Origin of the sequence: Roseovarius sp. BRH_c41, assembly GCF_000961715.1 — a bacterium.
Lineage (GTDB): Bacteria > Pseudomonadota > Alphaproteobacteria > Rhodobacterales > Rhodobacteraceae > Roseovarius.
This window is the reverse complement of record NZ_LADY01000053.1, coordinates 158,737-177,609: the sequence shown is the minus strand read 5'-3', so window position 1 is coordinate 177,609 and position 18,873 is coordinate 158,737. Positions and strand designations below refer to the sequence as shown.

17 protein-coding genes and 1 tRNA gene are annotated in these 18,873 nt (G+C 61.1%); 11 read left to right on the top strand and 7 right to left on the bottom strand.

All coding sequences use genetic code 11. The annotated features are described in order from the left end of the window. Window positions 1-42: 42 nt before the first annotated feature. From VR71_RS16115 to VR71_RS16100, 4 genes are all read right to left on the bottom strand, one after another. Window positions 43-119, bottom strand: a tRNA-Arg gene (locus tag VR71_RS16115). A gap of 56 nt (window positions 120-175) precedes the next feature. Then, window positions 176-1,567 (bottom strand): HAMP domain-containing sensor histidine kinase, encoded by a 1,392-nt coding sequence (locus VR71_RS16110; RefSeq protein WP_009818996.1) that lies wholly within the window; start codon window positions 1,565-1,567, stop codon window positions 176-178. Between the two features lie 27 nt (window positions 1,568-1,594). Beyond that, the gene (locus VR71_RS16105) at window positions 1,595-3,013 is read right to left on the bottom strand and encodes an FAD-dependent oxidoreductase (protein ID WP_045685750.1); all 1,419 of its coding nucleotides are present in this window, start codon (window positions 3,011-3,013) and stop codon (window positions 1,595-1,597) included. A gap of 2 nt (window positions 3,014-3,015) precedes the next feature. Then, window positions 3,016-3,759, bottom strand: a complete 744-nt coding sequence (locus VR71_RS16100; RefSeq protein WP_045685749.1) for a TVP38/TMEM64 family protein — start codon at window positions 3,757-3,759, stop codon at window positions 3,016-3,018. Window positions 3,760-4,042: 283 nt separating this feature from the next. Between VR71_RS16100 and rpmH the strand changes: the two genes are divergently transcribed. The 6 genes from rpmH to VR71_RS16070 all read left to right on the top strand — a co-directional run bounded on the left by rpmH (window position 4,043) and on the right by VR71_RS16070 (window position 9,983). Next, a complete protein-coding gene (gene rpmH, locus VR71_RS16095) occupies window positions 4,043-4,177 on the top strand; it encodes a 50S ribosomal protein L34 (protein ID WP_008281032.1) in 135 nt (44 codons plus the stop codon). A 22-nt stretch (window positions 4,178-4,199) separates the two neighbouring features. After that, on the top strand, window positions 4,200-4,622 hold the full coding sequence (gene rnpA, locus VR71_RS16090; RefSeq protein WP_045685748.1) for a ribonuclease P protein component: 423 nt from the start codon (window positions 4,200-4,202) through the stop codon (window positions 4,620-4,622). Continuing rightward, the gene (gene yidD, locus VR71_RS16085) at window positions 4,619-4,867 is read left to right on the top strand and encodes a membrane protein insertion efficiency factor YidD (RefSeq protein WP_045685747.1); all 249 of its coding nucleotides are present in this window, start codon (window positions 4,619-4,621) and stop codon (window positions 4,865-4,867) included. The genes rnpA and yidD overlap by 4 nt, the downstream gene beginning before the upstream one ends. Before the next feature lie 78 nt (window positions 4,868-4,945). Further along, window positions 4,946-6,394, top strand: coding sequence for an IMP dehydrogenase (gene guaB, locus VR71_RS16080; protein ID WP_045685746.1), 1,449 nt, complete (start codon window positions 4,946-4,948; stop codon window positions 6,392-6,394). 39 nt (window positions 6,395-6,433) lie between these two features. Then, on the top strand, window positions 6,434-7,585 hold the full coding sequence (locus VR71_RS16075; RefSeq protein WP_045685776.1) for an RsmB/NOP family class I SAM-dependent RNA methyltransferase: 1,152 nt from the start codon (window positions 6,434-6,436) through the stop codon (window positions 7,583-7,585). A gap of 100 nt (window positions 7,586-7,685) precedes the next feature. Next, window positions 7,686-9,983, top strand: coding sequence for an ATP-binding protein (locus VR71_RS16070; RefSeq protein ID WP_045685745.1), 2,298 nt, complete (start codon window positions 7,686-7,688; stop codon window positions 9,981-9,983). 78 nt (window positions 9,984-10,061) lie between these two features. On the opposite strand, the gene VR71_RS16065 is transcribed toward VR71_RS16070, so the two are convergent. Beyond that, a complete protein-coding gene (locus VR71_RS16065) occupies window positions 10,062-10,709 on the bottom strand; it encodes a hypothetical protein (RefSeq protein WP_009818988.1) in 648 nt (215 codons plus the stop codon). 191 nt (window positions 10,710-10,900) lie between these two features. On the opposite strand from VR71_RS16065, the gene recA reads away from it, so the two are divergent. The 5 genes from recA to VR71_RS16040 all read left to right on the top strand — a co-directional run bounded on the left by recA (window position 10,901) and on the right by VR71_RS16040 (window position 15,986). After that, a complete protein-coding gene (gene recA, locus VR71_RS16060; protein WP_009818987.1) occupies window positions 10,901-11,974 on the top strand; it encodes a recombinase RecA in 1,074 nt (357 codons plus the stop codon). Between the two features lie 128 nt (window positions 11,975-12,102). After that, the gene (gene alaS, locus VR71_RS16055) at window positions 12,103-14,781 is read left to right on the top strand and encodes an alanine--tRNA ligase (protein WP_009818986.1); all 2,679 of its coding nucleotides are present in this window, start codon (window positions 12,103-12,105) and stop codon (window positions 14,779-14,781) included. 9 nt (window positions 14,782-14,790) lie between these two features. Continuing rightward, window positions 14,791-15,075 (top strand): DUF1330 domain-containing protein, encoded by a 285-nt coding sequence (locus VR71_RS16050; RefSeq protein ID WP_009818985.1) that lies wholly within the window; start codon window positions 14,791-14,793, stop codon window positions 15,073-15,075. A 24-nt stretch (window positions 15,076-15,099) separates the two neighbouring features. Next, window positions 15,100-15,387: a DUF1330 domain-containing protein gene (locus tag VR71_RS16045; RefSeq protein WP_009818984.1), complete on the top strand. Its 288-nt coding sequence runs from the start codon at window positions 15,100-15,102 to the stop codon at window positions 15,385-15,387. Window positions 15,388-15,440: 53 nt separating this feature from the next. Then, entirely contained in the window at window positions 15,441-15,986 is a 546-nt protein-coding gene (locus tag VR71_RS16040; RefSeq protein ID WP_045685744.1) for a histidine phosphatase family protein, read from the top strand. Between the two features lie 38 nt (window positions 15,987-16,024). Here VR71_RS16040 and typA read toward each other — a convergent pair whose 3' ends face one another. Continuing rightward, window positions 16,025-17,845, bottom strand: coding sequence for a translational GTPase TypA (gene typA, locus VR71_RS16035; protein ID WP_009818982.1), 1,821 nt, complete (start codon window positions 17,843-17,845; stop codon window positions 16,025-16,027). Window positions 17,846-17,929: 84 nt separating this feature from the next. Further along, the gene (locus VR71_RS16030) at window positions 17,930-18,862 is read right to left on the bottom strand and encodes a GNAT family N-acetyltransferase (RefSeq protein WP_045685743.1); all 933 of its coding nucleotides are present in this window, start codon (window positions 18,860-18,862) and stop codon (window positions 17,930-17,932) included. Between the last annotated feature and the right edge of the window lie 11 nt (window positions 18,863-18,873).

The following is an 18,873-nucleotide window of genomic DNA, read 5'->3' as shown; positions in this document are numbered from 1 at the left end:
ATCAGAGATTTTAGGGAATGCTAGCAGGATCAAGGGGGTAAGTGGCGGACCGAGGAGGATTCGAACCCCCGACCCCTTGATTCGTAGTCAAGTACTCTATCCAGCTGAGCTATCGGTCCGTGGAGGCAGCAATTAGACTCTGGCGCAGAGCATTGCAAGGGCGTTTTGGCAGAAATCAGGCGGAGAGGTCGAAATTTCCCTTGGGAAAGGTGATGCAAAAGGCAGTGCCGGTCTCGTCGCTGCGTTCGAGCGTGAGGGTGCCACCGTGACCGCGCACCAGCTCTGCGGCGATGGTCAGACCAAGGCCGCTGCCGCCCTTGGTGGTGCCGCCCTGAAACGGCTTGAACAGATGTTCGCGTGCGCGGGCGGGCAGGCCGGGACCGGTATCGGCGACACGGATATACCATTCGCCTGCATCCTCATCGGCCATGACGCTGATTTCGCCGGGGCGACCGCTGTTCACGATGGCCTGACGGGCATTGCGCACCAGATTGCCGATGATCCGGTAGAGTTGTTCGGCATCGGCCAGCAAGATCAAGGTGTTGGGAACGTCTTCGGCAAAGCTGACATTGGCCTCGCCTGCGGCCAAGCGTTCGCTGTCGATCACATCGGCCACGACATCCGCCAGATGCAGGCGGGCCAAGGTCGGCCCGGGCTCTTCGGCCTTGCCATAAGCGAGGGTCGCCTCGCAGAGATGCACGGCGCGGGTCAGGGAGTTCAACAGTTTGGGGGCGAGGCGCTTGACGGTCGGATCTTCGCTGGTCTCGATCCGATCGGTAAAAAGCTGGGCGGAGGTGAGGATATTGCGCAGGTCGTGATTGACCTTGGCCATGGCACCGCCAAGCTGGGCGAGGTGCTCTTTTTGTTTGAGCGCGCTGGTGAGCTGGGTCTGCAGCGATTGCAGCGTTTCCTCAGCCTCGCGCAGTTCTTTGACGCTCGACCTGGGGCGGATCACCAGCCGGGCATCTTCGGGGGAGGCGGCATAGGCCTGCATGGTGCTGACCACGCGTTTGATCGGTTTGACCAGCGTGACGCGCACCGCCAGAAAGAGCAGAACGGCGGTAAAGATGGAAATGACCAGCGAAAGCCAGAGGATACGCAACCCATAGTCGATCATCGCGGCGCGCAGGCCGGTGGTCTCGAGGGTGATTTCGATCAGCAGCCCGCCCATCCGAACGGGTTCACCGATGATGCGGATCACTTGAGAGTCGGGGGTGGCGAGGCGCAACATGGCGTCACGGATCAGGGTAAAAGCGGGAGCATCCCGCAGATCGAACGTTTTTGTGATGGGTTGCGGGACGGGTGACGAGAGCATGAGTTGCCGGGCATCATCGCGACGCAGAACAACGTTGAACACCTCGGCGTTGCGCAGGAGTTCTTCTTGCAAGTCGGGTGTCACCTCTTCGGAGGCGAGCAGGACGAGCGAGGCGATCTGCGCCCGCTCCAGTCGGGTCATCAGATAATCTTCGCGAAAGCGTGCGATGGAGGGCACAAAGATCAGCACCTCGGCCAGCATCACAAAGATGGCCGTCAGGATCAGAAAGCGTCCTGAAAGTGAGTTGAGCAAAATGTCCCCTCCCGAGGGTGGCTGCGATCAGGGCAGCCAGCGTTGCACGAAGCCGACGATACGTTTCACGCCTGTGCTGTCAAACAGACGTGGTGAAAAATAGGCCCCGGCGGCGCGTTTGTTGATTTCGCCTATCGTGGGGTAGGGGGCGACCATATTGGCCACATGTTTCATCTTGAGCTTGTTCGCGAGCACCAGCGCCCAGAGGTTGATCAACTCGCCCGCCTGCGCACCTGCGATGGATACGCCGACGGGACGCCCGCGCACGACCATGACCTTGATCAGACCGGCGGTCTTGCGTTCTGCGATGGCGCGGTCGTTATGGGAGTAATGAAAGCGCACGACCTCAAGGTTGCCGCCGTGTTCCTTGCGCGCCTGCGCCTCGGTCTGACCGACCTGCGCCAGTTCAGGATCGGTATAGCTGGCCCAAGGGATATGATCGGTGCGTTGTTTGGCGGGCAGGCCCAAGAGCGCCTGACGGATGATGAGACCCGCGTGATACCCTGCCACATGGGTGAATTGCAGACCGCCCGCGACGTCGCCTATGGCATAGACGCGTTTGTTTGTGGTGCGCAGAGAGGCGTCCACCTTGATGCCGCGTTTGGTGGTCTCGATTCCCGCAACCTCAAGATTGAGGCGTTGGGTATTGGCCTTGCGGCCCACCGCCATGAGCAGGTGGGTGCCTTTGAAAATGCGCCCGTCCTTGGTCTCGATCTCGATGGCCCCGGCAGTGCCGCGAATTTCGGCAGCGAGGGCGTCTTCGGCAATGTCGATGCCTTCGGCCCGGAATTGGTCGATCACCACAGCGGCCATTTCGGGATCGTCATTTCCAAGAACCTTGGCACCTTCGATCACCGTCACGGCGCACCCCAAGCGCCGATGGGCCTGTGCCATTTCCATTCCGATCGGACCGCCGCCGACGATCAGCAGATGCCCCGGCTTTTCTCGGAGATCAAAGAGCGTTTCGTTTGTCTCAAAGGGCACGGAGTCGAGCCCCGGAATAGGGGGGACAAGGGGGGACGAGCCGGTGGCGATGACGACGCGGCGGGCGGTAATGATGTGCTCGCCGGCCTTGACCTCTGTCGGGGAGATGAATTCGCCATAGTCACGGATGACGCGCACGCCCAAGCCTTCGAAGCGGTCTTGGCTATCGACCGGTTCAATCTGGGCGATCACATCGGCCACGTGATCCTTGGCTGCGGCGTAATCCGCTTGCGGTGTTTGATCCGCGACGCCGTATTGCACGGCATGGGATTGGGCATAGGCCGCCTTGCCGCTGGCAATCAGCGCCTTGGACGGCACGCAGCCGAAGTTGAGGCAGTCGCCGCCCATCTTGTGGCCTTCGAGCATAATGACGCTGGCGCCCATCCGCACGGCCCCCGCTGCGACGGATAATCCGCCCGAGCCAGCCCCAATGACCAGCAGATCGGTTTTCAATCGTGTCATGTTCAAAGTTCCTTCTTGCCGCGAATGGCCTTGATGATCATGGGAAGCGCCGCAAGGGCGCATAGACCAAGAATAGGTCCGATGATCTGGGGTTCCCACAAGAGGGAAAGATCGGGGGTTCCGCCCCGGTCGAACACTTCGCCCAAGCCCACACCGATCCAGGTAAAGACGATGGCGCCGGGAATGATGCCCAGCACGGTGGTGAAGGCAAAGTTGACGAATTTGACGCCAACCAGCGCGGGCAGCAGATTGGCGACGAAGAACGGCACCGCAGGCACCAGGCGCATGAGAAAGAGGACGCTGATTTCGTTGTTGTGCAACCCCTCCTTGAGGCGCTTGAGCGTGCCGTCGGAGGTTTCGATTTTAGCAGCAAGGGTCTTGCCCAGCCCGGCGCGCGCCGCGAGAAAGATGGCGCAGGCACCCAGCGAGGCGGCGATGACATTAAAGCCGGTGCCCAGCACGAGGCCAAAGAGAAAGCCGCCCGTGACCGAGGCCACCGCCGCACCGGGCAGGGAAAAGGCCACGATGACGAAATAGATCGCGATGAAGGCCAGTGCCATCAGCGCAATGTTGGCATCCCGATAGGCAATCAGCGCTTCGCGATTGTCGCGCAGCGTGTCAAAGGTGAGGTAATCGCGCAAGGTGACAAACCCCACCACCGCCACGATCAGAATGATCGCCAAAGGCACGTGGCGCGTCCAGGAGGAAGGTTTGGTCGATTTTGTCTCAGGGCTGCTCTGATCCATGGTCTCGCTCTGTTTCAGGACGGTTGTGTTCTAGGTGCCCTGTCCGAGGTGCATGCGCCAGTGGCCTCACGCGGGGGTGATCAAGGGTGATGGTTTGCGTCGCATGACTGGCGTGATACAAGCGACTTGTAACATTGACTGCGCAGGCGTGCAGGTTTTTGTTGCAAAAGCCGGGGCTGGGGTTTGACTTGTGAAATAGGGGCCTCTATAGACCGGGCTTCGGATACACATAAATGCGGCGCGATTCCTGATATGCGCGGCCAATTAAGTCGGAGACGGAGCGATGAAACGCACCTTTCAACCCTCGAACCTCGTTCGCAAGCATCGCCACGGGTTTCGTGCGCGCATGGCCACCAAGGCCGGTCGCAAGATCCTGAATGCGCGTCGCGCACGTGGCCGCAAGTCTCTCTGCGCGTAAGCGCTGAGGCAAGGTGACGAAAATGACACCGCCGGAGGCCCCGCGCAGCGATGCAGGGAGGATGCCACCGGCGGTTTCGTCATGTCCGGGGGTCAAGGCCTCGTCCAAGATGAGCGTGTTGCGCAAACGGTCGGATTTTCTGGCAGCGGCGCGGGCGCAGCGTCAAGGCACCGGGTCGATGATGGTGCAGGGGCGCGACCGACGGGATGGCGATGGGGCGATCCGGGTGGGGTTCACTTGTTCCAAGAAAGTGGGCAATGCGGTGGCGCGCAACCGGGCCAAACGGCGGCTCCGGGCCGTGGCACGGGAGCTGCTGGCCGCAGAAGGCAAGTCTGGTTGGGATTATGTGCTGATCGGACGCGCAGACGAGACGGCCGCGCGCCCCTTTGAGGCGTTGAAACGTGATCTTTGTTATGCGCTGCGCAAGCTGGCGGGGCAGGGATGAGCCCGCTGGCGCATGTGCTGGCCTTGCCCATTCGCGCCTATCGTCTGCTCCTGAGTCCCTGGGTGGGCTGGCATTGCCGCTATCATCCGACATGCAGTCACTATGCGCTGGAGGCGCTGGAAAAGCACGGCGCGTTGCGCGGGGGGGTGCTGGCGGCATGGCGCATCCTGCGCTGCAATCCCTGGGGGCAATGTGGACATGACCCGGTGCCTGAACCGGGACACCGCCGCGACCCTGTGGAATAAAAGGTCGAATCGCCCTTTTACCTCGGGGGTATCCATGCAATAGGGAAGCGCCAAACGAGCTGTCCATGGAGATGTGAAATGGAGATTCGCGAGGCCCTCACCTTTGATGATGTTCTGCTGGTACCGGCGGCGTCCAATGTCTTGCCGAACACGGCGGATACACGCACGCGGGTGACCCAATCTATCCTGCTGAACATCCCGCTGCTGAGCTCTGCCATGGACACGGTGACCGAGGGGCGCATGGCCATTTCCATGGCGCAGTCGGGTGGCATGGGGGTGATCCACCGCAACCTGACCATCGAGGAACAGGCCCGCGAGGTGCGCCGCGTCAAACGGTTCGAGAGCGGGATCGTCTATAATCCCATCACGCTCACACCCGATCAGACGCTGGCGGATGCCAAGGCCTTGCAAGAGCGCTATAATGTCACCGGCTTTCCGGTGGTGGATGAGACCGGCCGCGTGGTGGGGATCGTGACCAATCGCGACATGCGCTTTGCCGAGGATGACCGCACGCCGGTGCGGGTGATGATGACAAGCAACGATCTGGCGATCCTGCAAGAGCCTGCGGATCGGGATGAAGCCAAGAGCCTGATGAAGGCGCGGCGGATCGAGAAATTGCTCGTGACGGACAAGGCAGGCAAGCTGACCGGCCTCTTGACGCTGCGCGATACCGAACAAGCGGTTCTCAATCCGACGGCCTGCAAGGATGATCTGGGTAGGCTGCGGGTGGCGGCGGCGTCGACCGTGGGCGATGCCGGGTTCGAGCGGTCGCAGGCGCTGATTGATGCGGGCGTGGACATGGTGGTGATCGACACCGCGCATGGCCATTCCGAGGGCGTGGCCCGCGCCGTGGAGCGGATCAAGGCGCTGTCCAATGCCGTGCAGGTGGTGGCAGGCAATGTCGCCACTGCCGAGGCCACGCGCGCCCTCATTGGGGCCGGGGCCGATGCGGTCAAGGTCGGGATCGGGCCGGGCAGCATCTGCACCACGCGGATGGTGGCGGGCGTTGGCGTGCCGCAACTGACGGCGGTGATGGACAGTGCGCGCGCGGCGGGCGATGTGCCGGTCATCGCCGATGGGGGGATCAAGTTCTCGGGCGATTTTGCCAAGGCGATTGCGGCGGGTGCCTCTTGTGCGATGGTCGGATCCATGCTGGCGGGCACGGATGAAAGCCCCGGTGAGGTGATCCTCTACCAGGGGCGGACCTTCAAGGCCTATCGCGGCATGGGGAGCCTTGGCGCCATGGCGCGCGGCTCGGCGGATCGGTATTTCCAGAAAGATGCGGCGAGCGACAAGCTGGTGCCCGAGGGCGTTGAGGGGCAGGTGCCCTACAAAGGGGCTGCGGGCAGCGTGATCCACCAGCTTGTGGGCGGTCTGCGGGCCGCGATGGGCTATACCGGCTGTGCCACGGTCGAAGAGATGCGGCACAATTGCCAATTCGTGCGGATTACTGGCGCGGGACTCAAGGAAAGCCATGTGCATGATGTGCAGATCACCCGTGAGAGTCCGAATTACAGGATTGGATAGGGTTATCATCGTGTTGCGCGGCGTTCTTGAGGTGATGTGGTGACGCCCGGCGCGCGGGTTTCTGCCGCGATCGAGGTGCTGGACCGCGTGCGCGCTGGCGAGCCTGCGGAAAAGGCGCTGACAAACTGGGCGCGGGGCGCGCGCTATGCCGGGTCCAAGGATCGGGCGGCGCTGCGCGATCATGTGTTTTCCGTGCTGCGTTGCTGGCAGTCCTGCGCCGCGCGCGGTGGCGGTGAGACGGGGCGCGCCTTGATGCTGGGGGCGCTACGGGATCAAGGGATTGATCCTGATGACTTGTTTACCGGAGATGGGCATGCGCCGGAGCCTTTGACAGAGGCGGAGCGTGTCTTGGGTGAACGGGATGCCGCGGCGATGCGGGATCTGCCAGAGTGGCTCTGGGAGCGGTTTCAGGCGTCGCTTGGGGCGGACGCGGAGGCCGCAGCGCGCGCGCTTCGTACGCGCGCACCGATCATGCTTCGCGTGAACTTGCGCCGTGCCGCGCGGGATGAGATCATTGCGAGACTGCTGGATGAGGGCATTGTCGCGCGGCCCGTGGGAATTGCGCAGAATGCCCTGCAAGTTATTGAAGGTGAGCGAAAAATAGCAGGATCACAATGCTATTCCGAGGGCTGGATCGAGCTTCAGGATGGTAGCAGTCAAGCGGCGATGGACGCGGTCGAGGTGCCGGAAGGGGCGCGTGTTCTGGATTATTGTGCCGGAGGTGGAGGCAAGGTTCTGGCTCTTGCGGCGCGCATCGAGGCTGCATTTTTCGCCCATGACGCTGCACCTTCGCGGATGCGCGACCTGCCCGCGCGGGCGGCACGTGCTGGCGTCAAGGTGCGGTGCGTTGATCGCCCTGAGGGGCGGTTCGATCTGGTTCTCTGCGATGCGCCCTGTTCTGGCAGCGGCACGTGGCGGCGCACCCCCGAGGCAAAATGGGCGCTGACGCCGGACAGGCTGACGGAGCTGACAGAAATTCAGGCGCAGATTTTAGCGGATGCCGCGCCGCTTGTGACCGTCGGAGGACAGTTGGTCTATGCAACGTGTTCGGTATTAAATGAAGAAAATCAATTCATTATTGAGAGTTATTCAAGTAATAATCCTGGCTGGTCTCTCGTTGGGATGCAGCAATGGCCGATTTCCGACGAAGGGGACGGATTCTTTCTCGCGCAACTTCGGCGTGATTGTTAAAATTCGAGCAACCTTGACGTGATTTACGCCCCGTCGTTAAGTCTCACTTAAGGCTTTCACCCGATAAAGAGGTGGAAGAATTGTAAAGTGAGGGACCGGCGTGGCGTTCATCCCCTATTCGGGTGGTCCCTTTCATCAGGCCGCTCAGCGGCTTGGGCCGCGTGCAGGTTTCATGATGTTGGCGGCGGTTCTTTTTGGGGCGACTGCTCTCATTGTTCCGCGGGGGCAGGCGCAATGGCTCTTGTGGCTGGTCGGCGCAACCTTGGGTCTCGTGGCGCTTTGGGTTGTGATGATCAACCGACATGCACAGGGGCATCGGCGTGATACCTCAGGGCAAGCGGCGCTGATGCTGGAGGCAGACCCGGTGCCCTCGGTTCTGGCAGAGGTTGAGGGGCGTCTGCTTTACGTCAATGCCGCGGCGCGCCGGACATTGGATGCGGAGCGGGCAACGACGCTGACGAGCGCCTTGCGACAAATTTTGGCAAATCCGGGAGCCATTCTTTTTCGGATGGAAACCCGCGCTTTGGCAAAGGGAGCGGCCGTCGAGGATCTTGTGACCCGCGCGGGACATGTGCGGATCAGTGTGCACCGCAGCGGCGAGTCGCATTTCCTGTGGCGAATCGAGAGATCGGCGGATCATGCCACCCGAGAGTCAGAGGCGCATCCATTGCCGATGCTGACGGTGGGGCGCAACGATGCCGTCCTTTACATGAACTCTGCCGCTCGTGATCTGGTCGGAGAGCGGGCGCGCGCGCTCAGCCGGATTTGCGGAAACCTGCCTCTGAAGTCTGGACAGATTAATGACATCGCGACGCCGGACGGGCCGGTGCCCTGTCTTGTGGTCGAACGCGAAGGCATGGCCGGGCGGCGAGAGGTGTTCCTGTTGCCCGGCGTGCAGGGGCCAGAGCGGCCACCGGATGGCTGGGCGTTCTTTGACGAGTTGCCGGTGCCCCTTCTGAAACTGGCTGCAGATGGCACGATCCAGTTGTCCAACCGACCAGCCCGAGAGGTATTGGGGGTCGAGAGCGTTGCTGGGCTTGCCCTGAGCGATATGTTGGAGGGCTTGGGCCGGTCGATCACGGATTGGCTGAGTGATGTGGCGACGGGACGCGGCACTGTTCATTCCGAGTTTTTGAGGGTTCGGCGCGACGATCGAGAGATGTTCGTGCAGGTGACGCTGAACCGGGCGATGGATGCCGGTGCGGTGGTGCTGATTGCGGTGTTGACTGACGCGACGGCCTTGAAATCGCTCGAGGCGCAGTTTGTCCAGAGTCAGAAAATGCAGGCAATTGGGCAACTCGCCGGCGGCATCGCGCATGATTTCAACAATCTTTTGACGGCTATTTCCGGGCATTGTGACCTGTTGCTCCTACGCCATGATCAGGGTGATCCGGATTACAGCGATCTCATGCAGGTCAATCAGAATGCCAATCGCGCGGCGGCGTTGGTGAGTCAATTGCTGGCCTATTCCCGCAAACAGACGCTGCGGCCGCAGGTGATCGACCTGCGCGATACCTTGTCGGATCTCACGCATCTGCTCAACCGATTGGTGGGGGAAAAGGTATCACTCTCGCTCAGCCATGATCCGACCTTGTCGCCGATTCGCGCAGACAAGCGGCAATTGGAACAGGTCTTAATGAACTTGGTCGTCAATTCGCGTGATGCGATGCCAATGGGGGGCGAAATTCGGATTGTTACTCAGAATTTGGTGCTGACTGAACCGATGATGCGGGACCGGGCGGTGGTGTTGCCAGGAAGCTATGTGTCTGTTCGGGTCAGTGATGCAGGGGTCGGCATTGCCCCGGACAAGTTGCAAAAGGTGTTTGAACCTTTTTTTACCACGAAACGCACCGGAGAGGGGACGGGCCTCGGTTTGTCTACGGCCTATGGCATCGTGAAGCAAACAGGAGGGTTTATCTTTGTTGATAGCAAGCAGGGGGAGGGCACCTGTTTTCAACTGCTCTTTCCGGCACATGTGGGCGCGGAAAAGGTTGTGATGCAATCCTCTCTGCCGTTGGCGTCCGAGTCGCAAGGCAGCGGCGTGGTTCTGTTGGTTGAGGATGAGGCCCCGGTACGCGCCTTTGCCAGCCGGGCGTTACAATTGCGCGGTTTCACGGTGATGGAGGCCGAATCCGCCGAAGATGCGCTCGAGATTCTCGAGGATGCGACCCTGCATGTGGATGTGTTTGTGACCGATGTGGTTATGCCCGGGATTGACGGACCGGGCTGGGTGCGCCGTGCTTTGACGTCACGGCCAAAGGCGCGCGTTGTCTTCATGTCCGGCTATGCTGAGGAAACCTTTGGTGACACCCAGGCGCGCATTCCCAATTCCGTCTTTCTGCCGAAACCGTTCTCTCTCAATGAGCTGACGGAAATCGTGCTGCGCCAAATGATCTGAGTGAGCGCGTCTCGCTCTTGTTGGACCAGGCGCAGACCAACCGAAGAAGTTGGGGCGACGGCGGGAGTCAGACGGGCGTCAGGCGGGCGTATCCGGCTTTGATCTGGCACGCATCGGCGTATAGGCTCCGGCTGAGCCAATCCCGTCCCAAAGTGAGAAATCCTCAGAAAATTTGCGGCGCAACCGTGCCTCAATGTCAGGAGCCAGCGATAGCGGCACTTTTGGAGAGAGATTGAGGGTCTGGGGTGCAATGCTTGTGCCCAGCCGCGTATCAAGAAAGTGGCGCAGACCCGATTGGTCCTCGTAGCGGAAGAGATGTGTGACACAAGCACCGTTGCGCTGTGGTTCCAGAAATTTGGCCTGGCTGCCGACGCGCGCGAAATCGGGCTGATCGCCGGAGCAATAAGCGGTAACAAAGTCGTCAAAGGAGAGCCCTTGGGTGCTATTGGGATGGCCTGTCATTTCGGGCCGTTGGCGATAGCGATACCAGCTTCCGAGCCAGTCCAGCGGTTGGCGCATGACTGCGGCGACGTCAAAGCTGCCTTCGAAAAAGCGGTCGATCATCGGGCGAAAGAATCGATTGTAGCGAAACACGGGCGCGTGTTTGAGCTCGGGCGGGGCTGACACGACGATCGCGGCCAGAGGAGCGAGCGCCGCTTCATAGGCGGTGCTTCCGGTCTTGGGCACCGACAAGAGCACCAGCCTTGCTTTGGAAAAAACCAGCATATGCGCCTCTTGGGGTCCGTTCCGACAATTTAGATCCGCTTAAACTACTTGTTAATTGTTGTGCGGGAAAGTGGAGTCACCAGAATTTTCTTGAAATGTTCTCTCTTTGTCCTCATAAGATGCGGGAACAAGAGGCGAACACAGGCAATCATTGCCGCCCGCGGCAGGGTGTGGAATAAGGGACCGAACAAATGGCAACGGCAGATCTTCTCTCCATGGATAACAAGCGGAACGCGGACAAGCAAAAGGCGCTCGACAGTGCGTTGGCGCAGATCGAACGGCAGTTCGGCAAAGGCTCTATCATGAAGTTGGGCGGTGAAAATCCCATCAAGGATATCGAGTCGACATCGACCGGATCACTCGGGCTGGACATCGCGCTTGGTATCGGCGGTATTCCCAAGGGCCGGATTGTCGAGGTTTATGGCCCTGAAAGCTCTGGCAAGACCACGCTAACACTGCATTGCGTGGCGGAAGAGCAAAAGAAGGGCGGGGTTTGCGCCTTTGTGGATGCAGAGCACGCGCTGGATCCGATCTATGCCCGCAAGCTGGGGGTTGATCTGGATGAGTTGCTGATTTCGCAGCCAGATACCGGGGAACAGGCGCTGGAGATTGTCGATACATTGGTGCGCTCGGGCGCGGTCAGCATGATCGTCGTGGATTCGGTTGCCGCTTTGACCCCTAAATCCGAACTGGAAGGCGAGATGGGCGACAGCAGCGTGGGCGTACACGCGCGCCTCATGAGCCAAGCGATGCGCAAATTGACCGGATCCATCAGCCGGACGAACTGTACTGTGATCTTTATCAATCAGATTCGTATGAAGATCGGCGTGATGTTCGGCAGTCCCGAGACCACCACGGGCGGCAATGCGCTGAAATTCTACAGTTCGGTGCGGCTTGATATCCGGCGTATCGGGGCGGTCAAGGATCGGGATGAAATCGTGGGCAATGCAACCCGGGTCAAGGTCGTCAAGAACAAGGTTGCCCCGCCGTTTAAGCAGGTTGAATTCGACATCATGTATGGCGAGGGCATCAGCAAGACGGGTGAGTTGGTCGACATGGGCGTCAAGGCGGGCGTGGTCGAGAAATCTGGCAGTTGGTACAGTTATGGCGATGAGCGGATCGGTCAGGGGCGGGAAAACGCCAAGACCTATCTTCGCGACAATCCCGCCACCGCTCTGGAGATCGAAGACAAGATCCGTGCCTCGCATGGATTGGACTTTCACATGTCCGAAGGGACGGATGACGGTGATATCATGGAGGCCTGATTGCCTCTGCCAAGAGCACCACGGGGCCCGGGCGATGCTTGGGCCTTTTTCTTGCGGTGGACATGGTCCGGCGGCCCCGTTAAATCAGCAAGACGCAGGCCACACACTCGCCCCGGAAAGAGATACCCATGCCCACGCTGAATGAAATCCGTTCGACCTTTCTGAGTTTTTTCGAACGCAACGATCACCGCGTTGTCGAGAGTTCGCCCTTGGTGCCGCGTAACGATCCGACGCTGATGTTCACCAATTCCGGTATGGTCCAGTTCAAGAACTGTTTCACAGGGGTGGAGCATCGCGAGTATGTGCGGGCCACGACCAGCCAGAAATGCGTGCGCGCGGGCGGCAAGCACAATGATTTGGACAATGTCGGCTATACCGCGCGGCATCACACGTTTTTCGAGATGTTGGGCAATTTCAGTTTTGGCGATTATTTCAAGGAGCAGGCGATCCCCTATGCGTGGGACCTGCTGACCAAAGATTTTGGGATCGACAAATCAAAGCTTCTGGTCACGGTTTATCATACGGATGATGAGGCGGCGACCATCTGGAAAAAATACGCGGGCCTCAGCGATGATCGGATCATCCGGATCAAGACGGATGACAATTTCTGGTCGATGGGACCGACCGGTCCCTGCGGCCCCTGTACCGAGATTTTCTATGATCATGGGGACAGTATTTGGGGCGGCCCTCCGGGCAGCGCGGAGGAGGATGGCGACCGGTTCATCGAAATCTGGAACCTCGTTTTCATGCAGAATGAGCGGTTTGAGGATGGCACCATGCGCGCGCTCGACATGCAGTCGATCGACACGGGTATGGGGCTAGAGCGGATCGGGGCGCTCTTGCAGGGCAAGCACGACAATTACGACACCGACCTCATGCGCAGTCTGATCGAGGCCAGCGCGCATGCCACGAGCCAAGATCCGGATGGACCGGGCCGCGTGCATCACCGGGTGATTGCGGATCACCTGCGCTCGACCTCATTCCTCATGGCGGATGGCGTCATGCCGTCGAATGAGGGGCGCGGTTATGTGCTGCGCCGGATCATGCGTCGCGCGATGCGGCATGCGCATATGCTGGGCGCCAAGGATCCGGTGATGTACCGGCTCGTGCCGGCCTTGGTTGCGCAGATGGGACAGGCCTTTCCAGAATTGGGTCGCGCACAGGCGATGATCGAAGAAACGCTGCGCTTGGAAGAGACGCGCTTCAAACAAACGCTGGAACGGGGTTTGCGTCTGCTTGATGACGAGTTGACGGCGCTGGATGACTCCGCGGCCCTGCCGGGGGCGACGGCGTTCAAGCTCTATGACACGTATGGGTTTCCGCTTGATCTCACGCAGGATGCGCTGCGCGAAAAGGGGCGCGAGGTGGATACTGCCGGGTTTGACGCGGCGATGGCCGAGCAGAAGGCCAAGGCACGAGCGGCGTGGTCGGGCACAGGTGAGGCTGCGGATCAGGCCGTATGGTTTGATATTTCCGAACAGGTGAGCGCAACGGATTTTCTGGGCTACGATACCGAGGTCTCTGAGGCGCAGGTGGTTGCCATTGTGTCCGAGGGGAAACGGGTCGATGCGATTGAGCCGGGTGGAACAGGTTGGGTGATCTTTAACCAGACCCCCTTTTACGCGGAGTCCGGCGGGCAAGTCGGTGACCAGGGGCGTCTGGTTGGGAAAGCAGTGAGTGGCTCTATTTCAGACACCAAGAAATTTCCGGGTGGTCTCTTTGGTCACCTGTTTACGCCGGATGAGGGACGGCTGGGCGTTGGGATGAGCGTCAAGCTGGAAGTGGATCACAGCCGACGCAACGCGATCCGGGCCAATCATTCGGCGACGCATTTGCTGCATGAGGCGCTGCGCAAGGCGCTTGGAGAGCACGTGGCGCAGCGCGGATCGTTGAATGCAGAGGATCGGCTGCGGTTTGATTTCAGCCATGCCAAGGCGTTGAGTACCGCCGAGTTGGAGCGGGTCGAAAGCGAAGTGAATGAGTTTATCCGCCAGAATGCACCGGTCGAGACGCGGATCATGACGCCAGATGATGCACGGGCCCTCGGGGCGCAGGCGCTCTTTGGCGAGAAATACGGCGATGAGGTGCGCGTCGTGTCGATGGGCGCTGAGGCGGGATCGGGCAAGGGCGCCGATGGTCGGACCTATTCGATCGAGCTGTGTGGCGGCACGCATGTGCGGCGCACGGGTGATATCGGCGTCTTTGTCGCGCTCGGAGATGCGGCGTCGAGTGCTGGCGTGCGGCGAATCGAGGCGCTGACCGGAGCGGCGGCATTCGACTATCTGAGCGGTCAGGCAGCGCGTCTGGGGCAGGTGGCCTCGGAGTTGAAAGCCCGGCCAGAGGATGTGGCGGACCGTGTCAAGGCGCTGATGGACGAGCGCCGGGCGCTGGCCAACGAGGTGGCGCAGCTGCGCCGCGAATTGGCAATGTCCGGAGGTGCGGCACAGGGCGGCACCGTAGAAGCGCGGGACGTAGGCGGTGTCAAGCTGATCGCTCAGGTGATGACAGGCGTGCAGGGCAAGGATTTGCCCCCCCTGATTGACGAACATAAGGCGCGGCTTGGCTCGGGTGCGGTCTTGCTTATTGCCGATACCGGCGGCAAGGTGGCAGTTGCGGCGGGTGTCACCGACGATTTAACCGGTCGGCTCTCGGCGGTCGAGATGGTGCGCGTGGCGGTGGTCGAACTGGGTGGCAAGGGTGGCGGTGGGCGACCCGACATGGCGCAGGGCGGCGGCACGAGCATGGACGGGGCCGAGGCCGCGATTGCGGCGGCCACCGGGATCATAGAGGGGGTCTTTACCTCCTAGGGAGGTTGAATGAGCGCCTATATCATTGCCCGGATCACGGTGACGAATCCGCAGGATTATCAGACCTATGCCAGTCAGACCGTGGCCACAGCCGAAAAGTTTGGCGGGCGGTTTCTGGCCAAGGGCGGGGTTCAGGATGTGCTGGAAGGGATCTGCCCGGACCGGCATGTCATCATCGAGTTTCCCGATCGGGCGACCGCGCTGGACTGGTATGGGTCTGACGCCTACAGGCGGATATTGCCAATTGCGATGAGCAGCAGCGAACGCGATATCGTCCTTGTGGATGGTATCTGACTTTAGAGACAGGAGTTTTACCCTATGCCAGCCCTCTGGATTGCCCATGTGACCGTGACCGATGCCGAAGCCTATGGCCGCTATGCGGCGCTTGCTGGTCCGGCGATTGCCAAACATGGCGGGGAATTCATCGCGCGCGGGGGGCGGTTTGTGCAGCTTGAGGGCAAGGAACGGCCGCGCAATGTGGTGGCACGTTTTCCGAGCGTCGAGGCGGCAGAGACGTGCTATCACAGCGCCGAATATCAAGCCGCGCTGGATCATGCGCGGGGAGCGTCTGAGCGGGAGTTGGTGATCGTCGAAATCACCGAATAAGCTGGACCGCCTGCCGTCCGGCCCTACCTCTTGTCGCGCGACAGGAGCGGGCGATGCGGGTTTTATTGACAGTTTGGTTGGTCGTTGCGGGCAGTTTAGCGGGCGCGCAGGACCTGTCCGCACTCATGGCCCCGGGGGGAGTGGCGCTGATGCGGCATGCCTTGGCACCGGGAACGGGTGATCCGGCGGCGTTTCGTTTGAGGGATTGTGCGACGCAACGCAATCTGGATGCGCGGGGGCGGGCGCAGGCGCAGGAGACAGGAGCAGCGTTGCGGGCGGCGGGAATCGCGTTTGATCATGTCTGGTCAAGCCGCTGGTGCAGGGCGTTGGACACGGCCGCGTTGATGGAAATGGGCGCGGTCAGGGAACAGCCACCGCTTGATTCCTTTTACGCGGGGCAGGGCGATCCGGAAGGGCAGACAGCGGCGACGTTGCGCCTGATCGACGCGCTGCCAGAGGCGGCGCGGGTGCTGATCGTGACCCATCAGGTCAACATTACCGCGCTGACTGGGCTCGGTGTGGGATCGGGCGAGATTATCATGACGCGGCGTGGGCCAGAGGGGCTGATCCCCGTCGGGCGTTTCAGCATCGTCCCCTGAAAGCAAAAGCCCCGGCGCAGGGCCGGGGCGATCAGGTTCTAGTCCTTTTTCGACATGCGCTTGCGCTCGTGTGGGTCGAGATAGCGTTTGCGCAGGCGGATGGATTGCGGCGTCACCTCGACCAACTCGTCGTCATCGACATAGGCAATCGCCTCTTCCAGGCTCATGGTGATCGGAGTGGTCAGGCGCACCGCCTCATCCGTACCGGAGGCGCGGACGTTGGTCAGTTTTTTGCCCTTGAGGGGGTTCACTTCCAGGTCATTGTCGCGGCTATGCTCGCCGATGATCATGCCGGTATAGATTTTGGCCTGCGGGCCGAGGAACATGCGGCCGCGTTCCTCGAGATTCCACAGGGCATAGGCCACCGCCTCGCCGTTTTCCATAGAGATGAGCACGCCTGCGCGACGTCCGGGGATCGGGCCGCGATGCGGTGCCCAGGAATGGAACACGCGGTTGAGCACGCCGGTGCCGCGCGTGTCGGTGAGGAATTCGCCATGATAACCGATGAGCCCGCGCGAGGGCACATGGGCGATGATGCGGGTCTTGCCCGCACCCGAGGGTTTCATCTCGACCAGATCGCCGCGCCTGGGCCCGGTGATTTTCTCGATCACGGCACCGGTATATTCGTCGTCAACGTCGATGGTGACTTCTTCGATCGGTTCCAGCCGCTCGCCGTTCTCGCCTTCGCGCATGAGCACTTGTGGGCGGGAAATGCTGAGCTCAAAGCCTTCGCGGCGCATGTTTTCGATCAGCACGCCCATCTGCAATTCACCGCGTCCGGCCACCTCGAAGGCGTCGCCACCCGGTGTGTCGGTGACTTTGATGGCGACGTTTGATTCCGCCTCTTTCATCAGACGTTCGCGGATCACCCGGCTCTGGACTTTTTTACCTTCGCGACCGGCGAGGGGGCTGTCGTTGATGCCGAAGGTCACGGTGATGGTGGGCGGATCAATCGGTTGTGCCTTGATCGGGGTTTCGACGGCGAGGGCGCAGATCGTGTCGGCGACCGTCGCCTTGGTCATCCCTGCAAGGCTGACGATATCGCCAGCGGTCGCTTCTTCGATGTCTTGGCTGGCAAGGCCGCGGAAAGCCTGGATGCGGGTCACCCGGAACTGTTCGATCTTTTGGCCGATGCGGCTCAGGGCCTGAACGGTCTGGCCCACCTTGAGGCGGCCCGATTCGACGCGGCCGGTGAGCAGACGTCCAACAAAGGGATCGGCCCCAAGCGTTGTGGCCAGCATGCGGAAATCTTCGTCAATATGTGCAATCTGTCGGGGCGCAGGCACATGGTTGAGGATCAGATCAAAGAGGGCGGTCAGATCCTTGCGTGGGCCGTCCAACTCGTGATCGGCCCAACCGGAGCGGCCCGAGGCATACATATGCGGAAAGTCGAGCTGATCATCATTGGCGTCGAGCGACGCGAAGAGATCAAAGCATTCGTTGAGCGCACGGTCAGGCTCGGCATCGGGTTTGTCGACTTTGTTGAGTACGACGATGGGGCGCAGCCCGAGGCGCAACGCCTTGGCGGTGACGAATTTTGTTTGCGGCATCGGGCCTTCGGCGGCATCGACAAGCAGGACAACGCCATCGACCATGGATAGAATCCGCTCCACCTCGCCACCGAAATCGGCGTGGCCGGGGGTGTCGACGATATTGATGCGGGTCTTCTTGTAGAGAACGCTCGTCGGCTTTGCGAAAATCGTGATGCCCCGTTCGCGTTCCAGATCGTTGCTGTCCATGGCACGTTCATCGACGGATTGGTTGGCGCGGAACGAGCCCGACTGTTTCAGCAATTCGTCCACAAGCGTGGTTTTGCCGTGGTCGACGTGAGCGATGATGGCGATATTGCGCAGATCCATGGGGGACGTGTCCTGATATTGTTCGCCTGCGCCCTATACGCCGCAGCGCGGAATGACCAGAGGCAAAGCGCCCCTGTGGCCGTATCATGCCGCGTGCTTGTGTCGCTTTGGGAACAGAGGCACAGCGCGGGGCCACGCCAGCATACTCGGCCCGAGGCGCTGTGCCAAGGCACCGCTGCCAAGTTTGAAGCGGGCGAGGCCGGGGGATTGCACACTGTCGGCGGGACCGAGATCGAGCCGGACGATGCCCCGGTCTGCCAGTGCAGTCGCGGCCTCCCAAAGCAGGAGTGTATGCGCCGAGAGGCGGCGCCCCTCTGAGCCGGTCCAGCCGATGTGATAGGTCGCGGTGTCGCCATGGGTGAGGATCAGCAGATGCGCGATGCTCTCAGCCTTGTGGTGGGCGGACCAGACCTGAACAGTGCCCGGGTTTTGCGCCGCATAGGCGAGGGTAAAGGCCAGTGGCAGGGCGCGGTAACGGCATGTGCGCTGCTGAACGGCCTCTTGTCGCAAGAGGGCGCTGTGCCGATTGGGGTCAAACGAGGTTTCGATGATCACAAGCCCTGCCGCTTGCGCGTGGCGCAGTCGGTTGCGCCATTTGCCATGCTGCGCGGCCAGTCGCATCGCCTGTGGCGGGCGCAGGTCCAGTTCGGCAAGGGTCTGACCGGGGATGAGCGCCCGGTAACCTTGGGCGGCAAGCTGATCGCCGTCCGCCTCGGTCGCGGCATTGGCGAGCCATAGGCCGCGGGGCAAGGCCAGCGGCAAGGCGGAGAGAATGGCATGACAGGAGGCTGGGGGAAGGTTGGATCGCCAGATCGGGCCGCGCGGCATCCAGTGAAAGGTGAGAGGGCCGATGCGCCGCTCAACCACCTGCGCCTGTGCCAAGGTGTGACCGTCCTGAACGGCGCGCAGAGTCTGCACGGTGACGCCCAAGGCCCGGAGCGCACGCGCGTACTGCGGTTGCTGGTGCAGTGGCGCCGAAGCAGGGGGGGCAGAGAAGTCCGTTAAGAGGATATCCATGCGCCCTACAT